The organism is Caldimonas sp. (assembly GCF_046289365.1).
Taxonomy (GTDB): domain Bacteria; phylum Pseudomonadota; class Gammaproteobacteria; order Burkholderiales; family Burkholderiaceae_C; genus Caldimonas.
On sequence record NZ_JBKBVU010000043.1, the window covers coordinates 1 to 20,535 of the forward strand.

The 20,535-nt window shown below is 69.2% G+C and carries 18 protein-coding genes, 1 tRNA gene and 1 riboswitch; of the genes, 10 read left to right on the forward strand and 9 right to left on the reverse strand.

Annotation, left to right across the window (positions count from 1 at the left end; genetic code table 11):
* The 4 genes from ACK42S_RS06595 to ACK42S_RS06610 form a co-directional block, all read left to right on the forward strand.
* On the forward strand, positions 1 to 434 hold a 434-nt coding region (locus ACK42S_RS06595; protein WP_409704731.1), incomplete at its 5' end, for an MOFRL family protein.
* Between the two features lie 314 nt (positions 435 to 748).
* Positions 749 to 1,684: an ABC transporter ATP-binding protein gene (locus tag ACK42S_RS06600; protein ID WP_409704733.1), complete on the forward strand. Its 936-nt coding sequence runs from the start codon at positions 749 to 751 to the stop codon at positions 1,682 to 1,684.
* On the forward strand, positions 1,677 to 4,499 hold the full coding sequence (locus ACK42S_RS06605; RefSeq protein ID WP_409704735.1) for a Gldg family protein: 2,823 nt from the start codon (positions 1,677 to 1,679) through the stop codon (positions 4,497 to 4,499). The genes ACK42S_RS06600 and ACK42S_RS06605 overlap by 8 nt, the downstream gene beginning before the upstream one ends.
* Before the next feature lie 3 nt (positions 4,500 to 4,502).
* Positions 4,503 to 5,474: a DUF4340 domain-containing protein gene (locus tag ACK42S_RS06610; protein WP_409704737.1), complete on the forward strand. Its 972-nt coding sequence runs from the start codon at positions 4,503 to 4,505 to the stop codon at positions 5,472 to 5,474.
* 22 nt (positions 5,475 to 5,496) lie between these two features.
* On the opposite strand, the gene ACK42S_RS06615 is transcribed toward ACK42S_RS06610, so the two are convergent.
* Both ACK42S_RS06615 and radC read right to left on the reverse strand, forming a co-directional pair.
* The gene (locus ACK42S_RS06615; protein ID WP_409704739.1) at positions 5,497 to 6,147 is read right to left on the reverse strand and encodes a Smr/MutS family protein; all 651 of its coding nucleotides are present in this window, start codon (positions 6,145 to 6,147) and stop codon (positions 5,497 to 5,499) included.
* Positions 6,148 to 6,822, reverse strand: coding sequence for a RadC family protein (gene radC / locus ACK42S_RS06620; RefSeq protein WP_409704741.1), 675 nt, complete (start codon positions 6,820 to 6,822; stop codon positions 6,148 to 6,150).
* 97 nt (positions 6,823 to 6,919) lie between these two features.
* Here radC and ACK42S_RS06625 point away from each other — a divergent pair, with 97 nt between their 5' ends.
* From ACK42S_RS06625 to ACK42S_RS06640, 4 genes are all read left to right on the forward strand, one after another.
* Positions 6,920 to 7,363 carry a peptidylprolyl isomerase gene (locus tag ACK42S_RS06625; protein WP_409704744.1) on the forward strand — a complete coding sequence of 148 codons (444 nt, stop codon included), beginning with the start codon at positions 6,920 to 6,922 and terminating at the stop codon, positions 7,361 to 7,363.
* On the forward strand, positions 7,363 to 8,364 hold the full coding sequence (gene ispH / locus ACK42S_RS06630) for a 4-hydroxy-3-methylbut-2-enyl diphosphate reductase (RefSeq protein WP_409704746.1): 1,002 nt from the start codon (positions 7,363 to 7,365) through the stop codon (positions 8,362 to 8,364). The genes ACK42S_RS06625 and ispH overlap by 1 nt, the downstream gene beginning before the upstream one ends.
* Positions 8,365 to 8,391: 27 nt before the next feature.
* Positions 8,392 to 9,687: a serine--tRNA ligase gene (serS, locus tag ACK42S_RS06635; protein ID WP_409704748.1), complete on the forward strand. Its 1,296-nt coding sequence runs from the start codon at positions 8,392 to 8,394 to the stop codon at positions 9,685 to 9,687.
* Positions 9,688 to 9,743: 56 nt separating this feature from the next.
* Positions 9,744 to 9,834, forward strand: a tRNA-Ser gene (locus ACK42S_RS06640).
* A gap of 45 nt (positions 9,835 to 9,879) precedes the next feature.
* Here ACK42S_RS06640 and ACK42S_RS06645 read toward each other — a convergent pair.
* Together ACK42S_RS06645 and nikR are read right to left on the reverse strand one after the other, a co-directional pair.
* Positions 9,880 to 10,056 (reverse strand): PLDc N-terminal domain-containing protein, encoded by a 177-nt coding sequence (locus ACK42S_RS06645; protein WP_104300164.1) that lies wholly within the window; start codon positions 10,054 to 10,056, stop codon positions 9,880 to 9,882.
* A gap of 122 nt (positions 10,057 to 10,178) precedes the next feature.
* Positions 10,179 to 10,580: a nickel-responsive transcriptional regulator NikR gene (gene nikR, locus ACK42S_RS06650; protein ID WP_409704750.1), complete on the reverse strand. Its 402-nt coding sequence runs from the start codon at positions 10,578 to 10,580 to the stop codon at positions 10,179 to 10,181.
* Positions 10,581 to 10,687: 107 nt separating this feature from the next.
* Here nikR and ACK42S_RS06655 point away from each other — a divergent pair, with 107 nt between their 5' ends.
* Entirely contained in the window at positions 10,688 to 12,730 is a 2,043-nt protein-coding gene (locus tag ACK42S_RS06655) for a TonB-dependent receptor (RefSeq protein ID WP_409704752.1), read from the forward strand.
* A 152-nt stretch (positions 12,731 to 12,882) separates the two neighbouring features.
* On the forward strand, positions 12,883 to 16,587 hold the full coding sequence (gene putA, locus ACK42S_RS06660; protein WP_409704754.1) for a trifunctional transcriptional regulator/proline dehydrogenase/L-glutamate gamma-semialdehyde dehydrogenase: 3,705 nt from the start codon (positions 12,883 to 12,885) through the stop codon (positions 16,585 to 16,587).
* A gap of 123 nt (positions 16,588 to 16,710) precedes the next feature.
* Here the strand turns inward: putA and ACK42S_RS06665 are convergent, their stop codons facing one another.
* The 5 genes from ACK42S_RS06665 to ACK42S_RS06685 all read right to left on the reverse strand — a co-directional run.
* Positions 16,711 to 17,595: an aldo/keto reductase family oxidoreductase gene (locus tag ACK42S_RS06665; RefSeq protein WP_409704756.1), complete on the reverse strand. Its 885-nt coding sequence runs from the start codon at positions 17,593 to 17,595 to the stop codon at positions 16,711 to 16,713.
* Between the two features lie 70 nt (positions 17,596 to 17,665).
* Entirely contained in the window at positions 17,666 to 18,760 is a 1,095-nt protein-coding gene (gene ychF, locus ACK42S_RS06670) for a redox-regulated ATPase YchF (protein WP_409704758.1), read from the reverse strand.
* A 21-nt stretch (positions 18,761 to 18,781) separates the two neighbouring features.
* A complete protein-coding gene (locus ACK42S_RS06675; protein WP_409704760.1) occupies positions 18,782 to 19,294 on the reverse strand; it encodes an N-acetyltransferase family protein in 513 nt (170 codons plus the stop codon).
* Positions 19,275 to 20,039 carry an acyl-CoA thioesterase gene (locus ACK42S_RS06680; protein WP_409704762.1) on the reverse strand — a complete coding sequence of 255 codons (765 nt, stop codon included), beginning with the start codon at positions 20,037 to 20,039 and terminating at the stop codon, positions 19,275 to 19,277. The genes ACK42S_RS06675 and ACK42S_RS06680 overlap by 20 nt, the downstream gene beginning before the upstream one ends.
* 137 nt (positions 20,040 to 20,176) lie before the next feature.
* Positions 20,177 to 20,384: riboswitch (cobalamin riboswitch) on the reverse strand.
* A gap of 3 nt (positions 20,385 to 20,387) precedes the next feature.
* Positions 20,388 to 20,535 (reverse strand): hypothetical protein (locus ACK42S_RS06685; protein WP_409704764.1); only part of this gene is annotated, 148 nt, incomplete at its 5' end.

Below are 20,535 nucleotides of genomic sequence, written 5' to 3' on the forward strand. Positions count from 1 at the left end.
AGATCGAGGGGGAATCGCGCGTGGTGGGACAGGTGCATGCCGCCCTGGCCCGCCAGGTGGCCCGGCGCAGCCAGCCCTTTGCGCGGCCCTGTGTGCTCCTGTCCGGCGGCGAGACGACGGTGACCGTGCGAACCCCCGGCGGGCGCGGCGGCCGCGCCACCGAGTTCCTGCTGGGTGCGGCGCTGGCGTTGCAGGGGCAACCCGGTGTGCATGTGCTGGCCGCCGACACCGACGGCATCGACGGCGTGGAGGACAACGCTGGCGCCCTCGTCACGCCCGACACCCTGGCGCGCGGCGAAGCCCTGGGTCTGCAGGCCCAGGACGCGCTCGACCGTCACGACGCCTACCGCTATTTCGAGGCGCTGGGCGATCTCGTGGTCACCGGGCCCACTTATACCAACGTCAACGACTTCCGGGCGATCTGGATCGGGTGAGCACCGGGGCTTGAACTTTTCCGGGGCAGGCCCATCTGAAGCGGCGAATCGTTCCGTCACGGTTTCCTGAGCTGTCCTTCATCACCATGAACCCGACACTCATGCCACCGCTGCCGCGGCGCTGCTGCGCCCTGTCCGACGCCCTGCGCGCCGGGCCGCCCTGAGGCCGCGGGGCCGGGCCGTTGCGCCTGAGGGGCCGCGTGCACGGCCCATGTGCGCCCGTCGGGCGCCGCGTTTCCATCCGTCTCTCAGCCCGCCGGGGGCGTCATGCAGCCCCGCGCGGCCGTGTTCGTCCCGAGGAGGAGTCTCCCATCATGATCCAGGTGGAACACCTGACGCGCCGCTATGGCGCCCTGACCGCCGTGGACGATGTCAGCTTCGACATCGCGCGCGGCGAGGTGGTGGGCCTGCTGGGCCACAACGGCGCCGGCAAGACCACCATCATGAAGATGATCACCGGCTACCTCGAGCCCACGTCGGGCTCGGTGCGCGTGGACGGCCTGGAGGTGGGCCGCCACCGGCGCGCGGTGCAGGCGCGCATCGGCTACCTCCCCGAGAACTGCCCGGTCTGGCCCGAGATGACGGTGATCGACTACCTGGACTTCCAGGCCGCCTTGCACGGTGTGGCGGCCGCCCGGCGCGACCGGGCCGTGGCCCGTGCGATCGCACGCACGGCGCTGAAGGACAAGGCCACTGCCGCGATCCACACGCTCTCGCGCGGCTACCGGCAGCGCGTCGGTGTGGCCCAGGCCCTGCTGCACGAGCCCGACATCCTCATCCTCGACGAGCCCACCAACGGCCTGGACCCGACCCAGATCCTGCAGATGCGCGAGCTCATCGGCGAGCTGGCACGCCAGGCCACGGTGATCGTCTCCACCCACATCCTGCAGGAGGTGCAGGCCAGCTGCGAACGGGTGCTGATCTTGCGGGCCGGCCGGCTGGTGCTCGATGCCCGGATCGACGCGCTGCAGCGCGGCGCAGGCCTGCTCGTGCAGGCCGAAGGCGATGTGGCCGGCGCCTTGCGCGAGGTGCCGGCCGTGCAAGGGGTGAGGGTCGAGGCCGACGCAGCGTCGCCGCGGTCTTGGTGCGTGGACGCACCGATCGATGCCGCCCCGGCCGTGGCCGAGGCGCTGGCACGCGCCGGTGTGCGCCTGTACGCCCTGCAGCCGCGCCGGCGTGACCTGGAGACCGTGTTCGCCGAGGTGAACGGCCTGGCCTGCCCGAGCGCCCCGGAGGTGACCCATGCGTGAAGCCTTGCAGGAAGTCGGGCGCATCGTCCGCAAGGAGTTCCGCGGGCATTTCGCCAGCCCGGCGGCCTATCTCTTCATCGCGGCCTTCCTGGCGGCGACGCTGTTCGTCGTTTTCTGGGTCGAGGCCTATTTCGCGCGCAACATCGCCGACCTGCGGCCGCTGTTTCGCTGGATGCCGCTGTTGCTGATCTTCCTCGTCGCGGCCCTGACGATGCGAAGCTGGTCCGAGGAACGCCGTGCCGGCACGCTGGAGAGCCTGCTGACCGCGCCGGTGCGGCCAGCCAGCCTGGTGCTGGGCAAATTTCTCGCCACCTGGGCGCTGGTGGCCCTGGCCCTGGCGCTGACCTGGCCGGTGGTGTTCACCGCCGCCTGGCTTGGGCCGCTGGACCCGGGCCCCGTGGTGGGCGGCTATGTGGCCACGCTCTTGCTGGCTGCTGCCTATGTGGCGATTGGCCAGACCCTGAGTGCGCGCACCGACAACCCCGTCGTCGCGCTCATCCTGACGGCCGCGGTGTGCGGGCTGTTCTACCTGGTGGGTGCCGACTTCTTCACCGCGCTGTTCGGCCATGGCGTGGCCGGCGTGCTGGCGCTGCTGGGCAGCGGCTCGCGTTTCGAGTCCATCACCCGTGGCGTGCTTGACCTGCGCGACCTGTACTACTACGTCTCCATTGTCGGCGTCTTCCTGCTGCTCAACCTCTATGGCCTGGAACGCCTGCGCTGGGTCGGCAACCCCTGGCAGCCGGCGCATCGCCGCTGGGCCTGGGCCCTGGGCCTGGGCGTGGCCAACCTCGTGGCCGCACACCTGTGGCTCGCGCCGCTGTCGCTGGCGCGGCTCGACCTCACCGAGGGCCGCCAGTACAGCCTGTCAGAGGCCACGCGGGCCCAGCTCGCGGCGCTGGAGGAGCCGCTGCTCATTCGTGGCTATTTTTCGTCGCGCACCCATCCGCTGCTGGCCCCGCTGGTGCCGCGCATGAAGGACGTGCTCGAGGAATATGCCGCGGCCGCCGGCGGGCGTGCCCGCGTCGAGTTCGTCGATCCGCAGCGCGACCGCCAGGCCGAGGAGGAAGCGGCCTCGCGTTACGGCATCCGGCCCGTGCCCTTCCAGATCGCCAGCCGCCACCAGGCCGCGGTGGTCAGCTCCTACTTCGACGTCGTCGTGGCCTATGGCGACCAGCACGAGACCCTGGGGTATCGCGAGCTTATCGAGGTGAAGGCCCGTGGCGAAGGCGAACTCGACGTCGTGCTGCGCGACCCCGAATACGCGCTGACGCGCGCCATCCGCAAGGTGGTGCAGGCCTACGAGGCCGCTGGCAACCCCTTGGAGCGGTTGGAGCAGCCGGTGCGTCTGGCTGCCTACGTCTCGCCCGACGAGCGTCTGCCTGAGCCGCTGCGCGAGCTGCGTGGCCATCTGGTGGCCCTTGGGGATTCGCTGCGCGAGCGCTCGCAAGGCAAGTTCGAGCTGCACTTTGCCGACCCTGACGCCGACGGCGGTACCCTCGCGCGCGAGCTGCAGCAGCGCTACGGTTTTGGCCCGCAGGTGGCCAGCCTGGTCGACCCCAAGCCCTTCTGGTTCTACATGGTGCTCGAAGGTGGCGAGGGACAGGCCGTGCAGGTGCCGCTGCCCGAACCGCTGGAGCGCGAGGCCCTGCAGCGCAACCTCGATGCCGCCTTGCAGCGCCTGGCGCCGGGGTTCCTGCGCACGGTCGCGGTGTGGCGCCCGCAAAGCCACGGCAGCCCAAGCTTCGGCCGGCTCACCGACATGCTGGGCGAGGGCGCGCGCGTGCTCGACACCGATCTGAGCGACGGCCGCGTGAGCGCGCAGGCCGACCTGCTGCTCGTGCTCAGCCCCGAGAACCTCAACGACAAGCAGCGCTTCGCGATCGACCAGTTCCTGATGCGCGGCGGCAGCGTCGTGCTGGCCACCTCGCCCTTCCAGGTCGAGGTGGGCGGCAGTCTCACGGCGCGGCGGCAGACGTCCGGCCTGGAAGACTGGCTGGCGCACCATGGGCTGCGCATCGGCGCACAGATGGTGCTTGACGAACGCAACGCCGCGCTGCCCGTGCCGGTGGAGCGCAGCCTCGGCGGCCTGACCGTGCGCGAGATCCGCATGCTGCCCTATCCGCACTTTCCGGACCTGCGCGGCGAGGGCCTGGACGCGCAGCACCCCATCACCGCCTCGCTGCGCCAGCTCACCCTCAACTGGGCTTCGCCCATCGATGTGGACGAGGCCCGGCAATCCGGCCGGCAGGTGGCCCGGCTGCTGCGCAGCTCCAACGCGAGCTGGGTGTCCGACAGCCTCGACGTGCTGCCCGACTACCGCAGCCACCCCGAGACCGGCTTTGCCGTGCAGGGCGAGCGCGGCCCGCGGCTCCTGGCCGTGGCCCTGGAGGGCCGCTTCGAGTCTTACTACCGCGGCAAGGACTCCCCGCTGGCCGAGGACGGGGCCTCCCGGGCGCTTGGCGTGATCGAGCACTCCCCGGCCTCGGCGCGGCTGGTGGTCGTGGCCAGCAACGCCTTCGGCTCGGACGCCGCGATCGACCTGGCCTCGCAGGGCCTGAACACCCTGTACCTGCAGCCCGTGGCCTTCGTGCAAAACGTCATCGACTGGGCGCTGGAGGACCGCGCGCTGCTGGCCCTGCGCGGGCGCAGTCAATGGGCGCGCACGCTCGACCCGCTGCCCGAGGGCCATGCGGCACGCTGGGAGGCGGCCAACTATGGGCTGGCTGCGCTGGGCCTGGCCGCGGTCGTGCTGTGGCGCCATCTCATCGCGCGCGCCGACCGGCGCCGCCATCAACGTGTGCTTGCGGAGGTCTGAACGATGATCCCACCACGCACCTTGTGGATCCTGGCGGGGCTGCTGGGCGTGCAACTGCTGCTGGCGCTGGCGCTGGGCCTGCCAGGGCGCAGCGATGCGCTGCGGGCTGCCGCCCGCGAGCCCCTGCTGGCCTTGTCGGCCGACCAGGTGGACCGCCTTGTGATCGAGGCCCGGGGCCCCGGCGAGCGCATCGAACTGCGGCGCGAACGCGAGCGCTGGCTGCTCACCGGCGGGGCCGCGCCCTTCCCGGCTGCCACGGGCGAGGTGCAGCGGCTGCTGGAGCGGCTGCTGGCGCTGCGCCAGGGCGTGCCCGTGGCCACCCGGGCGCAGGCCCATGAACGTTTTGGGCTCACCGACGACCGTTACGAGCGCCGCATCGTGCTGGCCCGCGGGGACCAGACGCTGGCCACGCTGGTGCTGGGCAGCTCGCCGGCGCTGCGCCAGTCGCATGCGCGTGTGGCGGGGCGTGACACCGTGCACGTGGTCGATCTGCCGGCTTACGAGGTGTCGGTGCGTGCCGATGACTGGCGCGATCTCGGCTGGCTGGCCGTGGCGCGCCCGCAGCTCGAGCGGATCGATGTGGCCGGTGTGGTCCTGCGTCCGGCCGCCGATGATGGCTCCGGCGATGGCCGGGAAGAGTCCCGCTGGCAGGCCGAGGGCCTGCCCGAGGGGCGGCGCCTGGATCCGCAGGCGGCCGAGCGTCTGGCCGGCTTGCTGGCCACCTTGCGCGTGAGCCGCGTGCTGGCGCATGACGACCTGCCGGCCCAGGCCTGGCAGGCGCCGCAGGCGCGTTGGCGCGTGGTGCGCCAAGGCGAATCCTCGCCGGTGGAGTATGTTCTGGCGCGCGGGGCCGCGGACGATGCCTACCGACTGAAGGTGTCCGGCCGTCCCGAGGTCTTTGAGCTGCCGGCCGCCACCGCCACGCAGTGGATCGAGGCCACCCGCCTGGACCGCCTGGCGCCGGCCGGCGGTTGACCCTGTGGCCCACGGACCGGCCTCACAGGCCGCGTCCGCCCGAGGGCCGCAGCAGCACCAGCAGGGCTCCTGCGCCCCCGTCCGGGGCCCGTGCCTGGGTGAAGGCGATCACCTCGTTCTTCTGCACCAGCCAGGTCTTCACCTTGGCCTTGAGCACCGGCTCGCGCCCTGGCGAGCCGTTGCCCTTGCCATGCACCACCCGCACGCAGCGCAAGCCCTGCCTGACCGCCTCGCGCAGGAAGGCGGCCAGCTGCTCGCGCGCCTCGTCGCGGCGCAGGCCGTGCAGGTCGATCTGCGCCTGGATCACCCAGTCGCCGCGGCGCAGGCGGCGCACCACCTCCGGCCCCACGCCAGGGCGGCGGAACGACAGCGCCTCGTCGGTGTCCAGCAGGGTCTCGACGTCGAACTCGTCGGAAATCGCCTCGCGCAGCACCGATTGCTCATCCAGGACACGCTGCCGCGGCCGCGGATCGGGCCGTGGACGTTGCACCGCGGCCAAGCCGCGATCTTTCAATCCATGCACCGGCCCCACGCTGCGGGCGAACAGCTCGCGTTCGTGCTGCTGGCGCGCTTCGTGTTCGCGCCGCATCGCCTCACGCTGGGCCGCTTCACGAGCCCGAGCCTGCAAAACCTGTTTGATCGCGGCCAAATCGGCCAGGCTCTTGGCTTTCATCTACAGCAAGCCCCGCTCGGCAAACGACACCACCTGCTCGCGTGCCACCACAAAGTGATCGAGCACCCGCACATCCACCAGCCCGAGCGCCGACTGCAGCGTGCGCGTCAGGGATTCATCGGCCTTGGACGGCTCGGCCACACCGGAGGGGTGATTGTGCGCCAGCAGCACGGCCGCGGCATTCAGCGCCAGGGCCCGCTTGACCACCTCGCGCGGGTAGACGCTGGTCTGCGTGAGCGTGCCGCGGAAAAGCTCTTCCATCGCCAGCAGCCGGTGCTGGGCATCGAGGAAGATCACCGCAAACACCTCGTGGGGCAGGGCGGCCAGCTTCAGGCGCAGGTAGTCCTTCACCTGAGTGGGGGATTCGAACACCGGCCGGGCCTGCAGCGCCTGGGCCAGGGCGCGACGGGCCAGCTCCAGCACGGCCACGAGCTCGGCCCGCTTGGCCGGGCCCAGGCCCTTGACGCGCCGGAGCTCATCGGCCCCCGCATGCAACAGCCCGGCCACGCCGCCGAAGCCTTGCAGTAGCTGCTGGGCCAGTTGCAGCACGGGCGTGCCCTTCAGGCCGGTGCGCAGCAGCAGGGCCAGCAGTTCGGCGTCGGCGAGGGCGGCAGGGCCCAGAGCGAGCAATTTTTCACGCGGGCGGGCGTCGGCGGGCAGGTCCTTGATCGACATGGGACATCCGGGGCGAAGGGCCGTCCAGGAGGCGGCCGAGGGGGTTGGGGCCGGACTTCTACAATGTCAGCCAGTCTACAAAACCGGAACGCGCGCCGTGGCCACCGTCCAACCCGGGTCCTTCCTGACCTTGCACTACCGCCTGGCCGGCCCTGACGGGGCCGACATCATCAACACCTTCCACGACAAACCCGCCACGTTGTCGCTGGGCGCGGGCGAACTCGCCCCGGCCATGGAGCAGCGCCTGCTGGGGCTGGAGGAGGGCGCCCGCCGCGTCTTCGAGATCCCGGCCGGCGAGGCCTTCGGCGAGCGCAATCCGCAACTGCTGCAGCGCGTCAAGCGCAGCCTGATCGACGAGCTGGGTGACCCGGACGCCGACTACCACCCCGGCGACGTCGTGCAGTTCCCGACGCCCGATGGCACGGGCACCTATGCCGGTGTGGTGCGTGAGGTGGGCGACGAGTGGATCCTGTTCGACTTCAACCACCCCCTGGCGGGCGTGCCGGTGTCCTTCGAGGTCCAGCTCATCGGGGTGCTGTGATGGCGGCCGCAGAACAGGTGAAGCTCCAGGAGGTCGTGCTGGCCGAGCCGCGCGGCTTCTGCGCGGGCGTCGATCGTGCCATCGAGATCGTCGAGCGCGCGCTGCTGAAGTACGGTGCGCCGGTTTACGTGCGCCACGAGATCGTGCACAACACCTATGTGGTCAACGACCTGAAGGCCAAGGGCGCCATCTTCATCGAGGATCTGGCCGAGGTGCCCGAAGGCGCCACGCTGGTCTTCAGCGCCCATGGCGTGCCCAAGGCCGTGCGCGAGGAAGCGCAGCGCCGCGGCTTCACGGTGTTCGACGCCACCTGTCCGCTGGTCACCAAGGTGCATGTGGAAGTGGCCAAGCTGCGCAAGGAAGGCTACGAGTTCCTGATGATCGGCCACAAGGGCCACCCCGAGGTCGAAGGCACCATGGGCCAGTTGCACGATGGCATCTACCTCGTCGAGGACGTGGCCGACGTGGAGCGCGTGCAGGTCAAAAACCCCGCCAGACTGGCGGTGGTGACGCAAACCACCTTGTCGGTGGACGACGCCGCCGAGATCCTGGCGGCCGTGCGCCGGCGTTTCCCGCAGGTGCGCGAACCCAAGCAGCAAGACATCTGCTATGCCACGCAGAACCGGCAGGATGCCGTCAAAGTGCTCGCCCCGCAGGTGGACGTCGTGATCGTCGTGGGCAGCCCCACCAGCTCCAACAGCAACCGCCTGCGGGAGCTGGCCGATCGCCTGGGCACCCCGGCCTACATGGTCGACCAGCCCGACGACCTGCGCCCCGAGTGGTTCGCGGGCAAGCAGCGCGTGGGCCTGACCGCCGGCGCTTCGGCACCCGACATCTTGGTGCAGCAGGTCATCGAGCGCCTGCGGGGCCTGGGGGCCACTGCCGTGCGCCGCATGGACGGCATCCAGGAAACCATGCGCTTTCCGCTGCCGCGCGGTTTGGGCGACAAGTCCATGGGCCAGCCCCCCAGCCCCTCCCATCTGCACGCCAGCCCACGCTGATTCCCTTCTCCAGAACACGAACACACCATGCTCGACATCAACCTGCTGCGCAAGGACCTCGATGCGGTCGTGCAGCGCCTGTCCACCCGCAAGTCGCCGCAACCCTTCCTCGACGTCGAGCGCTTCACCGCGCTGGAAGCCGAGCGCAAGTTCATCCAGACGCGCACCGAGGAACTCCAGGCCAAGCGCAATGCACTGTCCAAGCGCATCGGCCAGCTCAAGGCCCAGGGTCAGGACACCGCCGCGACCATGGCCGAAGTGGCCGGCATCGGCGACGAACTCAAAGCCAGTGCCGAGCGGCTCGACGTGGTGCAGCAGGAACTGAACGCGCTGCTGATGTCCGTGCCCAACCTGCCGCACGACAGCGTGCCGGTCGGCGCGGACGAAGCAGCCAACGTCGAGGTGCGCCGCTGGGGCACGCCGCGCCGCTTCGACTTCCCCGTGAAGGACCACGTGGACCTGGGCACCCCGTTGGGCCTGGACTTCGAAACCGGCGCCAAGCTCTCGGGCGCCCGCTTCACCTTCATGCGTGGCCCCATCGCCCGATTGCACCGGGCGCTGGCGCAGTTCATGCTGGATGTGCAGACCACCGAGCACGGCTACACCGAGTGCTACACGCCCTACATCGTCAACCGCGAGGTGCTGGAAGGCACGGGGCAGTTGCCCAAGTTCAAGGACGACATGTTCTGGGTCCTGCGCGGCGGGGACGAACAGTCGCAAGAACAATACCTCATCTCCACCTCGGAGATCTCGCTCACCAACACCGTGCGAGAGCAGATCCTGCCGCTGGAGGCCCTGCCGATCAAGCTCACCGCCCACAGCCCGTGCTTCCGCTCGGAAGCCGGCAGCGCCGGGCGCGACACCCGCGGCATGATCCGCCAGCACCAGTTCGACAAAGTCGAGATGGTGCAGATCGTCCACCCCGACAAGAGCTACGAGGCGCTGGAGGAGATGGTGGGCCATGCCGAGGCCATCCTGCAAAAGCTCGGCCTGCCCTACCGCGTGATCACCCTGTGTACTGGTGACATGGGCTTCGGCGCGGCCAAGACCTACGACCTGGAAGTGTGGCTGCCGGCGCAGAACACCTACCGCGAGATCTCCAGCTGCTCCAACTGCGAAGCCTTCCAGGCCCGCCGCATGCAGGCGCGCTTCAAGAACGCCCAGGGCAAGAATGAACTCGTGCACACCCTCAACGGCTCGGGCCTGGCGGTGGGCCGCGCGCTCGTGGCCGTGCTCGAGAACTACCAGCGCGCCGACGGCAGCATCGAGGTGCCCGAGGTGCTGAGGCCCTACCTGGGCGGGCTTGCCGAGCTAAGGGCCTGACACGCTATAATCCAAGGCTTCGCTCGCGGAAGACCACCCGCGAGCCGACGATCCCAGGAAAGGTGGCAGAGTGGTCGAATGCGCCGGACTCGAAATCCGGTATACGGGTTTCCCGTATCGAGGGTTCGAATCCCTCCCTTTCCGCCAAAAACGACAACGCCCGCATCGCGGGCGTTTGTCATTTCACTGCGACTACTTCGGCCCCGCAAGGAACCATGCGATCACGCCGATCACGGGCAGCACGATGATCAGCACGATCCAGAACACCTTGGATCCCGTGCTGGCGCCGCTGCCGGCGACCTTCACGATCGCGTAAACGACGACGATCAGCCAGAGCAGGCCGAAGAGTCCGCCAACTTCGATGCCCATGGGGGCCTCCCTCGGAAGTGGATGAGAGCCTCACATTACCAGGGCCTTCCGGCAGGCGCCATGGGCACGGGCGCGCTCACCTGTGTCAGTGCATTCCTACCAGATGGATAGCGGTGCTTGGCTTACCCCAGCGGCACCAGATGCAGATGCCCATGCCGGACGCCGCGCTGGGCGAGCATGGATTCGGCGAAATGGCGAACCTCATCGGCCGGCCCCTTGAGGATCACTGTTTCCATGCATAGGTCGTGTGCCAGATGAGCGTGCATGGACGATACCGTCAGTTCGTGGTGGTTGTGCTGCTTGTCGGTCAGCCGGGCGGCTAAGGTGCGTTCGTGATGGTCGTACACATAGGTAAGTGTGGCCGCACAGGCTGCCTGAGGGGACAACTGCAAGGTCTGTTCACCCAGTTCGCGCCTCACCATGTCCCGGAAGGCTTCGGAACGGTTTTCGTAACCCCGTTGCTCAATCAGCACTTCGAAGTCGGCGGCCAGGTTGTCGTCGATGGATATCGTCAGTCTCTGCATGGGACTCTCCTGGGCGCGATTGTGCGGCTACGTCGTTCGGCGTATGTATGAGGAAGCTAATCTTCTTCATACTGACTCGATCTCGGCCCCAATGGATCCCCACCACGATGCGACTCCCATCCATCACAGCCGGCCTGGCATTGACCCTTCTCGGTGTTGCATCGGCGCAGCCAGGGACGTCACTCGAGCCCATTGAGGTCAAGGGGCACTACGACAATGCGGTGGGCACCTCGGATGCGGCTTCACAGGGCACGATACGGCGAGAACTGCTGGACAGCCGGCCCGCCTTGCGGCCGGGGGAGGTGCTGGAGTACGTGCCTGGAATGATCGTCACACAGCACTCGGGCGATGGCAAGGCCAACCAGTACTTCCTGCGCGGTTTCAACCTCGACCACGGCACTGACTTCGCGACCTGGGTGGATGGCATGCCCGCCAACATGCCGAGTCACGGCCACGGCCAAGGCTACACCGACCTGAACTTCATCATGCCTGAGTTGATCGAGCAGATCCGTTACCGCAAAGGCCCGTACTGGGCCACCATCGGTGACTTCGGATCGGCGGGTGCTGCCGAGATGGTTTATCGCAGTGCCCTGGAGCGTCCGTTTGTCCAGGTCACGCTGGGTGAACGAGCCTATCGGCGAGTGGTGTTCGGGGGCTCGACGGCTCTGCAGACCGACACGGTGCTGCTGGCGGGCCTCGAACTCGCCGGCAACGACGGCCCCTGGGTGGTCGAGCAGGATCTGCGCAAGCTCAATGGGGTGCTGCGCTGGACCGCGGGGTCCCGCGTCAGGGGCTGGGCGATCACTGCGATGGCCTACGATGCCCGATGGAATGCGACCGATCAGGTCCCCGTTCGTGCCATCGAGTCGGGCGTCATCTCACGTTTTGGTGCGATAGACCCCACCGATGGTGGGCGCAGCGCGCGCTACAGCATGTCGGGGACTTGGCACGATCGCTGGGCCGAGGGCGGGATCAGCCTGGGTACGTATGCGATGCACTACGAGCTGGGCCTGTATTCCAACTTCACCTATGCGATGGACCGTCCCACCGAGGGCGACCAGTTCGAACAGCGCGACGACCGCGATGTGTTCGGCTTCACGGCATCGCGCGACTGGGTACACAGGCTTGGAGCATTCGATGCCACCACGGAAGTGGGTCTGCAGTGGCGGCATGATCGCATCCGCGTCGGGCTGTATGACACCGTGGCGCGGCGGCGCACCACCACCACACGCGAAGACCGCGTTCGGCAACACAACCTGGGCTTGTATGCCGAGAACCGTGTGCAATGGGCTCCCTGGTTGCGCAGCGTGGCGGGCTTGCGTGCGGAGGTGTTCGAGGCGCGCGTGGACAGCGATCTGGTGGACAACTCGGGCCGGACTTCCGACCATCAGTGGTCACCAAAGCTGGCACTGGTCCTTGGGCCTTGGACCAACACGGAATTCTTCGTCAGCGCGGGAAGGGGTTTTCATAGCAACGATGCTCGCGGTACCACCACGCGCGTCGACCCGCGCAGTGGCGACCCTGCCGACATGGTGCCCGCGCTCGTGGCCAGTCGCGGTCACGAGGTGGGCGTTCGCACCGAAGCCCTACCCGGTTTGCAGAGCTCCCTGTCAGTGTGGTGGCTGAAGATGGGCTCAGAACTCGTCTATGTTGGCGACGCCGGCACCACCGAGGCCACACGCCCCAGTCGGCGCCGCGGCATCGAGTGGAACAACCGCTGGACGCCTTCCTCCTGGCTGCTGTTCGACGCTGATCTGGCCTGGACCCATGCGCGCTATGCCGATGCGAGCCCTGATGTGAACCGGATCCCCGGCGCGGTTGAGCGGGTGGCCTCGGTGGCCGCCACGCTGACGCAGGCAGCCGGCTGGTCGGCCAGCCTGCAGTGGCGCTACCTCGGGGCCCGTCCCTTGATCGAGGACAACAGCGTGCGGTCCAGGTCGACCCTGCTGACGAACCTTCGGATTGCCCGCCAACTGACGCCTCGCCTGGGGGTAACGCTCGACGTGTTCAACCTTCTGGATCGACGGGTCAACGACATCGAGTATTTCTACGAGTCCCAGTTGCCGGGTGAAACCACGCCTGTGGCGGACCGCCACGTCCATCCGGCCGAGCCACGCACGGTGAGGCTCACCTTGAAAGCGAGCTTCTGATCAACGAGTGCGACAAGGGGAGGGGTTGCCAGATTTTCTTCGGAGGTTACCTGTCCGACTCTGATCCGGATCCGGTCTGAGGGGGCAAAAACCACCAACAATCCAACTGGCGCAGGCGCACCATGGCGGCAATCGTCGCCCTGGCCTGCACCATGAACTCGTCACCCATCTCCCCGCTCTTCCATACCCCGAGCCCCTTTGCCGAGCAGCCGCTGAGGCGGGCCATCACCGCCGCCACGCGCTTGCCTGAGCCGCAGGTGATGGCAGCCCTGCTGGAACGCGCCCGGCTGCCGCAGACCCTGGCGGCGCCGGTCGAAGCCCTGGCTCGGCGCCTCACCCAGCGCCTGCGTGAGCGACAGACTGGAGCCGGGCGGGCCGGCCTGGTGCAGGGCCTGCTGCACGAGTATTCGCTGTCGTCCCAGGAAGGCGTGGCTTTGATGTGTCTGGCCGAGGCGCTGCTGCGCATTCCCGATGCCGCCACGCGCGATGCGCTGATCCGCGACAAGATCGCGCGCGGCCAGTGGCAGGCGCATCTGGGGCGCAGCCCCTCGCTCTTCGTGAACGCGGCCACCTGGGGCCTGCTGATCACCGGCAAGCTCGTGGCCACCCACAGCGAGACGGGCCTGTCGGCCTCGCTCACGCGATTGGTCGCAGCCGGTGGTGAGCCGCTGATCCGCAAGGGGGTGGACCTGGCGATGCGCCTGATGGGCGAGCAGTTCGTCACCGGCGAAACCATCGGCGAGGCACTGCAGCGCGCGAAGGCGCGCGAGGCCGAGGGCTTTCGCCATTCCTACGACATGCTGGGCGAGGCCGCGATGACGGCCGCCGATGCGCGGCGCTATGCGCAGGCTTACGAGGCGGCCATCGATGCGATCGGGCGGGCCTCGGGCGGGCGCGGTGTGATCGAGGGCCCCGGCATCTCGATCAAGCTCTCGGCCCTGCATCCGCGCTACCACCGCGCGCAGCGGGAGCGGGTGATGGACGAACTCTACCCCGTGCTGCTGGGCCTGGCGCAGCGGGCCAGGGCGCACGATCTGGGTCTGAACATCGACGCCGAGGAGGCCGAGCGGCTGGAGCTCTCGCTCGACCTGCTGGAGCGGCTGTGCGGCGAACCCTCGCTGGCCGGGTGGCAGGGCCTGGGCTTTGTGGTGCAGGCCTACCAGAAGCGCGCGCTGCCGGTGATCGAGCACCTGATCGAGCTGGCCCGGCGCCACGAGCGCCGGCTGATGGTGCGCCTGGTGAAAGGCGCCTACTGGGACAGCGAGATCAAGCGCGCCCAGGTGGACGGCCAGGACGACTACCCGGTGTTCACGCGCAAGGTGCACACCGACGTGTCCTACCTCGCCTGCGCACGCGTGCTGCTCGCGGCGCCCGAGGCGGTGTATCCGCAGTTCGCCACGCACAATGCGCAGACGCTGGCGGCCCTGTACCACCTGGCCGATCCGGCGCGCTGGCAGCCGGGGCAGTATGAGTTCCAGTGCCTGCACGGCATGGGCGAGCCGCTGTACGAGCAGGTGGTGGCCCCGCCCGAGGCCGGTGGCCTGGGACGCCCCTGCCGCATCTATGCGCCGGTGGGCACGCACGAGACCCTGCTGGCCTACCTCGTGCGCCGCCTGCTGGAAAACGGCGCCAACACGTCCTTCGTGCACCGCATGGCCGACACCACCGTGCCGCTGGACGAGCTGGTGCGTGACCCCGTGTCGCAGGTGGAGCAGGCGGCCTCACAGGACGGCGGTGTGGGCCGCCCGCATCCGGCCATCGTGCGGCCGTGCGACCTCCGGGGCGCCGCCCGGCGCAACTCGCGCGGGCTGGACCTGGCCGACGAGCGCGTGCTGGCAGCGGTGTCCGAGGCCCTCGAGGCGACGCGGCGACAGGCCTGGCGCTGTGCACCTTTGGTGGCGGGTGAAGCGACGATCGAGGGCGAGGCCGTGCCGGTGGTCAACCCGGCCGACCCCACGGACCGGGTGGGCACGGTGATCGAGGCCTCTTTCGAGATGATCGACCGGGCCGTGCAGCAGGCCCGGCCCTGGGCCGTGACGCCCGCGCGCGAGCGTGCCGCTGTGCTGGACCGCGCCGCCGACGCGCTGGAAGCGCAGATGCCGGTGCTGATGGGCCTGCTGATGCGCGAGGCCGGCAAGACGGCCGCCAACGCCGTGGCCGAGGTGCGCGAGGCGGTGGACTTCCTGCGCTTCGATGCGGCCCAGTTGCGCGCCGAGTTCGACGGCGTGGACCATGCTGCGCTGGGCCCGGTGGTGTGCATCAGCCCGTGGAACTTCCCGCTGGCCATCTTCGTGGGCCAGGTGGCGGCCGCGCTGGCGGCGGGCAATGCGGTGCTGGCCAAGCCGGCCGAGCAGACGCCTCTGATTGCCGCGCAGGCGGTGCAGGCCTTGTGGCAGGCCGGGGTGCCTCGCCAGGCCTTGCAACTGCTGCCGGGCCCCGGCGAGACGGTGGGCGCGCGCCTGGTGGCCGATGCGCGCATCCGCGGCGTGCTCTTCACCGGGTCCACCGAGGTGGCACGCCTGCTGCAGCACGCCCTGGCGGGCCGCCTCGACGACCGCGGGCAGCCTGTGCCCCTGGTGGCCGAAACGGGAGGCCAGAACGCGATGATCGTCGACTCCTCGGCCCTGCCCGAGCAGGTGGTGGCCGATGTGCTCACCTCGGCCTTCGACAGCGCCGGCCAGCGTTGCTCGGCGCTGCGCGTGCTGTGCCTGCAGGAGGAGGTGGCCGACACCATCCTCACGATGCTCAAAGGGGCGATGGAGGAGCTGGTGCTGGGCCGCCCCGACCGCCTGGCCGTGGACGTGGGCCCGGTGATCGATGCCGACGCCCGCTTCCGCATCGAGGCCCACATCGAAGCGATGCGCGCGCGGGGCCGGCGCGTCCACACGCTGCGGGCGCGCCATGGCGGCCCCTTGCCCCCCGGTCACTTCGTGCCGCCCATGCTGATCGAGATCGATCATCTGTCCGAACTCCAGCGCGAGGTCTTCGGTCCGGTGTTGCACGTGCTGCGCTACCGGCGCGAGGCGCTGGACGCGCTCATCGCGCAGATCCACGCCACCGGCTACGGCCTCACACTGGGTCTGCACACCCGCATCGACGAAACCGTGGAGCATGTGCTGCGCAGCGCCCACGTCGGCAACGTCTATGTGAACCGCAACATGATCGGGGCGGTGGTGGGCGTGCAGCCCTTCGGGGGCGAAGGGCTGTCGGGCACCGGGCCCAAGGCGGGCGGGCCGCTGTATTTGTACCGGCTGCTGGCGCGGGGCCCGGGCGAGGTGCTCGCGCACGCGCTGGGCGGCCACCCCCCACCCATGGCGCCGGCCCTGCGGGCCTTGCGCGACTGGGCCGCGCAGGGGCAGCCCGTGCTGGCGCAGGTCTGCGAGCGCCTGGCGGCCGCCTCCCGGGTGGGCCTGGTGCAGACCCTGCCGGGCCCCACCGGCGAACGCAACACCTACCACCTGCTGGGCCGCGACGCGGTGCTCTGTCTGGCCGAAGCCGATACGGACCGTCTGGTGCAACTGGCGGCCGTGCTGGCCGTGGGGGCTCACGCCATCTGGCCCACCGAGGCTTCCGCGCTGGCCGAGCGCCTGCCGCCCGAGGTGGCCCGGCATCTCGAGCTGCGCGCCCATGCCTTGCAGGCCCCGGGCCGGCTGGATGCCGTGCTGCTGCACGGCCCTCCCGAATCGGCCCGGGCCGTTCTGCGGGCCCTGGCCGAGCGCCCCGGCCCGGTGGTCAGTCTGACCCGGTGCGCAGCGGGCGACACCCGGGTCCCCCTCGAGCGCCTGGTGATCGAGCGCTCGGTGAGCATCAACACGGCGGCCGCCGGCGGCAACGCCTCGTTGATGACGCTGGACTGAGACAGGCCGGCGCTGTCTCCCCGCAGGCCGACCCGCGGCCTTGTGAAGCCGCTGGGTTGGTGGGCAGGGAGTTCATGAGATCACCCCCAGGATTCGAACATTGGGGATGCCCGTCCGGCGTTTTCACGGGACGGGGCGGCCCGCGGCGGCCGACCACAGGGCATGCCAGGTCGGCGCATCCAGACGCAGCGACAACGCCGCCACCGCCTCGCGCATCGCCTCGATGCGACGCGAACCGACGATGGGGTGAGGCCGGCAGGGCAGGCGCAGCAGCCAGGCATGCGCCATGGTGGCCGCGCTGCAGCCGTGCTCGTGCGCCACGGCCTGCAGGGCCGCGCGCACGCGCCGTTCGGGCTCGCCTTCCCCACTGAAAAGCCGGCCACCCGCCAGCGGCGACCAGATCATCGGCGACAGCCGCAACCGCTGCATCTGGTCGAAGCTGCCATCGTGCAAAGGCGCCAGGTGCAGCAGCGAGCACTCGACCTGGTTGGTGACCAAGGTCGTGCGGCTGGCCAGCAGCTCGAACTGTGCCGGCGAGTAATTCGACACGCCGAAGTGCTTCACCTTGCCCGCGGTGCGCAGGTGCTCGAAGGTCTCGGCCACCTCGTCGGCATCGAGCAACGGGTCGGGGCGGTGCAGCAGTAGGAGATCCAGGTGATCGGTGCGCAGGGCCTTGAGCGAATGCTCCACGCTGGCGATGATGTGATCGCGCGAGCTGTCGTAGGCCTTCACACGGTACTGGGGGCGCTGCGGTGACACGAGCTGGATGCCGCACTTGCTCACCAGTTGCAGGCGCGCTCGCAGGTGCGGCGCCAGCGCCAGGGCCTCGCCGAACAAGGCTTCGACGGTGTAGCCGCCGTAGATGTCGGCATGGTCGAAGCTCGTCACACCCAGCTCGACGCATTGCTCGATCCAGCGCAGCCGCTCCTGTGGTGTCCAGCCCCACTGGTCCAGGCGCCAGCAGCCGGCCACGATGGGCGAGAGCAGAGCGGGGGAGGCAGGTTTCATGGCGGTTACCTCGGCTGGAAACGAACGAGGCGCCCGCAAAGGGCGCCTCGTCCAGAGGAGCGATGGGGGCTCAGACGTTGAACAGGAAGTGCATCACATCGCCGTCCTTGACGATGTACTCCTTGCCCTCGGCGCGCATCTTGCCGGCATCCTTGGCGCCTTGTTCTCCGCCATAGGCGATGTAGTCGTCGTAGGCGATGGTTTGCGCACGGATGAAGCCGCGCTCGAAGTCGGTGTGGATGACCCCGGCGGCCTGGGGGGCCGTGGCGCCGATGGGCACGGTCCAGGCGCGCACTTCCTTCTCGCCGGCGGTGAAGTAGGTCTGCAGGCCCAGCAGCTTGAAAGCAGCGCGGATCAGGCGGTTCAGGCCGGGCTCGTCCTGGCCCATGGCCTGCAGGAACATGAGCCGGTCTTCGTCGCTCATGTCGGCCAGCTCGGCCTCGGTCTTGGCGCAGATGGCCACCACCGGTGCGTTCTGCCGTGCGGCGTAGTCCTTCAGGCGGTCGAGCAAGGGGTTGTTCTCGAAGCCGTCCTCGGCCACGTTGCCCACGAACATCGCCGGCTTGGCGGTGATCAGGCACAGCGGCTTGAGCACGGCCAGCTCTTCCTTGCTGAAGTCGATCGTGCGCACCGGCTGGCCCTCGTTCAGCGCGGCCTGGCACTTGCTCAGCACATCCACCAGGCGCTGAGCCTCCTTGTCGCCGCCGGCACGCGCCACCTTGGTGTAGCGCAGCAGGCTCTTTTCCACCGTGGCCAGGTCGGCCAGGCACAGTTCGGTCTGGATCACCTCGATGTCGGAGATGGGATCGACCCGGCCGGCCACATGGATGATGTTCTCGTCCTCGAAGCAGCGCACCACGTTGACGATGGCGTCGGTCTCACGGATGTGGCTGAGGAACTGGTTGCCCAGGCCCTCGCCCTTGGACGCGCCCGCCACCAGGCCGGCGATGTCCACGAACTCCACGATGGCCGGCACCACCCGTTCGGGCTTGACGATCTCGGCAAGCTTGGCCAGGCGCGGGTCGGGCAGCTCCACGATGCCCACATTGGGCTCGATGGTGCAGAAGGGGTAGTTCTCGGCGGCGATGCCGGCCTTGGTGAGGGCGTTGAAGAGCGTGGACTTGCCCACGTTGGGCAGGCCCACGATGCCGCATTTCAGGCTCATGATGTCTCGGGCTCGGCGGGGTCAAACCTCGGATTTTACCGGGGCGTGGCAGACGTCCGGCAGCGCGCAGGCGACCGGACGGCGCACCACCACACGCCAGCCGGCCTGCAGCCCCCAGGGGGTGACTGGCCAGCAGTGGCGCACGCTGAGGGCGCGGATGAAGGGGTGGCCATGCGCACACAGCAGGGTGTGTACGTCCGGGGCCTGCGCGATGGCTGTGTGCAACAACAAGCTGCCCAGACCGCGGCGGCGCAGTCGGGGATGCACCACCACGGCCAGTTCGCACACATGGGCCTGGGCGGTGTCGAACAGATGCAAGGCCGCCACCAGCCCCAGGTCATCCCCGGCCCACAAGCCCCAGGCACGTTGCTCGTTCCAAGGCAGGCGCTGGATCCACCCGCACAAGGCGTCGTCGTCGATGGCGTGGCCGAAGCGCGTGCGACGATCACGCCCGGGCAGCGCCAGCATCAGCAACTGCAAGGCGTGAGCGTGCGCCGGCTGCAGGGCTTGCAGCTCAAGTGTCGAGGGCCACATAGGTCATCGTCGCGGTGGTGCAGCGCCGCTGTTGCCCGGTGTCGGCCGACTCGATCCACATTTGCGCCTGGACCTGGATCGAGCGGCGCCCGGTGCGGCTGACCCAGGCGTGCACTTCGACGATGTCGCCCACATGGGCCGGGGCGTCGAAATCCACCCGCTCGCAGCCGGCCATCACCACCGTGCGCCGGCTGTGGCGTGTGGCGGCGACGAAACCGGCTTTGGCCATCCAGGCCATGGCCGGACCGCCGTGCAGGATGCCGCGGTGGTTCACATGGCTGGGAAAGACGATCTCGGCCACGGTACAGGCCTGGGCCGGTGGCTCGATGCTCGTGGCAGCGGGCACCGAGGCGGTCGCAGCACGCGCAGCGTGCGATGGGGGAAGCACCATCACGAAGCGCCCGCTCACGCAGGTGGCCCGATCGCCGCTGAGCAGATCTTCACGGACCAGCTCGGCTTCGATCCAGGCCGAGCGCTGGCCGATGTCGGTGACGCGCGCGTGCGCTTCGACGAGCTGACCGGCCGGGGCCGCGCAGGCAAAAGCCAGCTCGGTGATGCTGGCGGTCACCACGGGGCCGGACAAGGCCCGCGCGCCGACGATATAGGCCATCCGGTCCAGCATGGCCACGGCTGCGCCGCCGAACAGGGTGCCATGGTGGTTGGACTGGTCCGGCCACACCATGTCCACGGTGCGCAGGCTGGGCAGGGGCGGGGGCGTATCGTGCTTCGAGGCGGGCGAGGGCATGAGATGACGACTCCTTCACAGCAAGGGCAAGGCGTCGTCAAGGCCGGATGCAGCGGCAGACCCGGCGAGGGCAGGCTGGCATGCCGCCACCGTCAGGGTCGACCACGCGCCCAGATCAGGGACACCCCGCCCTGTTCACAGACACAGTGCTTCACGGCAGGTCTCCTGGCTCTCGGGTCATGGTTCGGGTCGGTCTTCCCAGCACGAGGCCAGTGACGTGTTGGACCGCGAACTCGCCGATCACAGTTGCGGGGGCAGCCACAGCGCAGGTCGCTTGCACGACCCTTCTGTCGTTCCCTTTTCATTCTTGCCGCGGGGCAAGAAACCGCGAAGCATTTTCACTTTACCTCAAGCCAGACACGGTGTGTGCTCGCGCAGCTCGCGCGCGGCGGCCACCATGTTTCGCAAAGCGGGCAGCACTTCGTGCCACTGCCGGGTCTTCAGGCCGCAGTCGGGGTTGACCCACAACTGGCGGGGCGACAGATGCTGCGCCGCG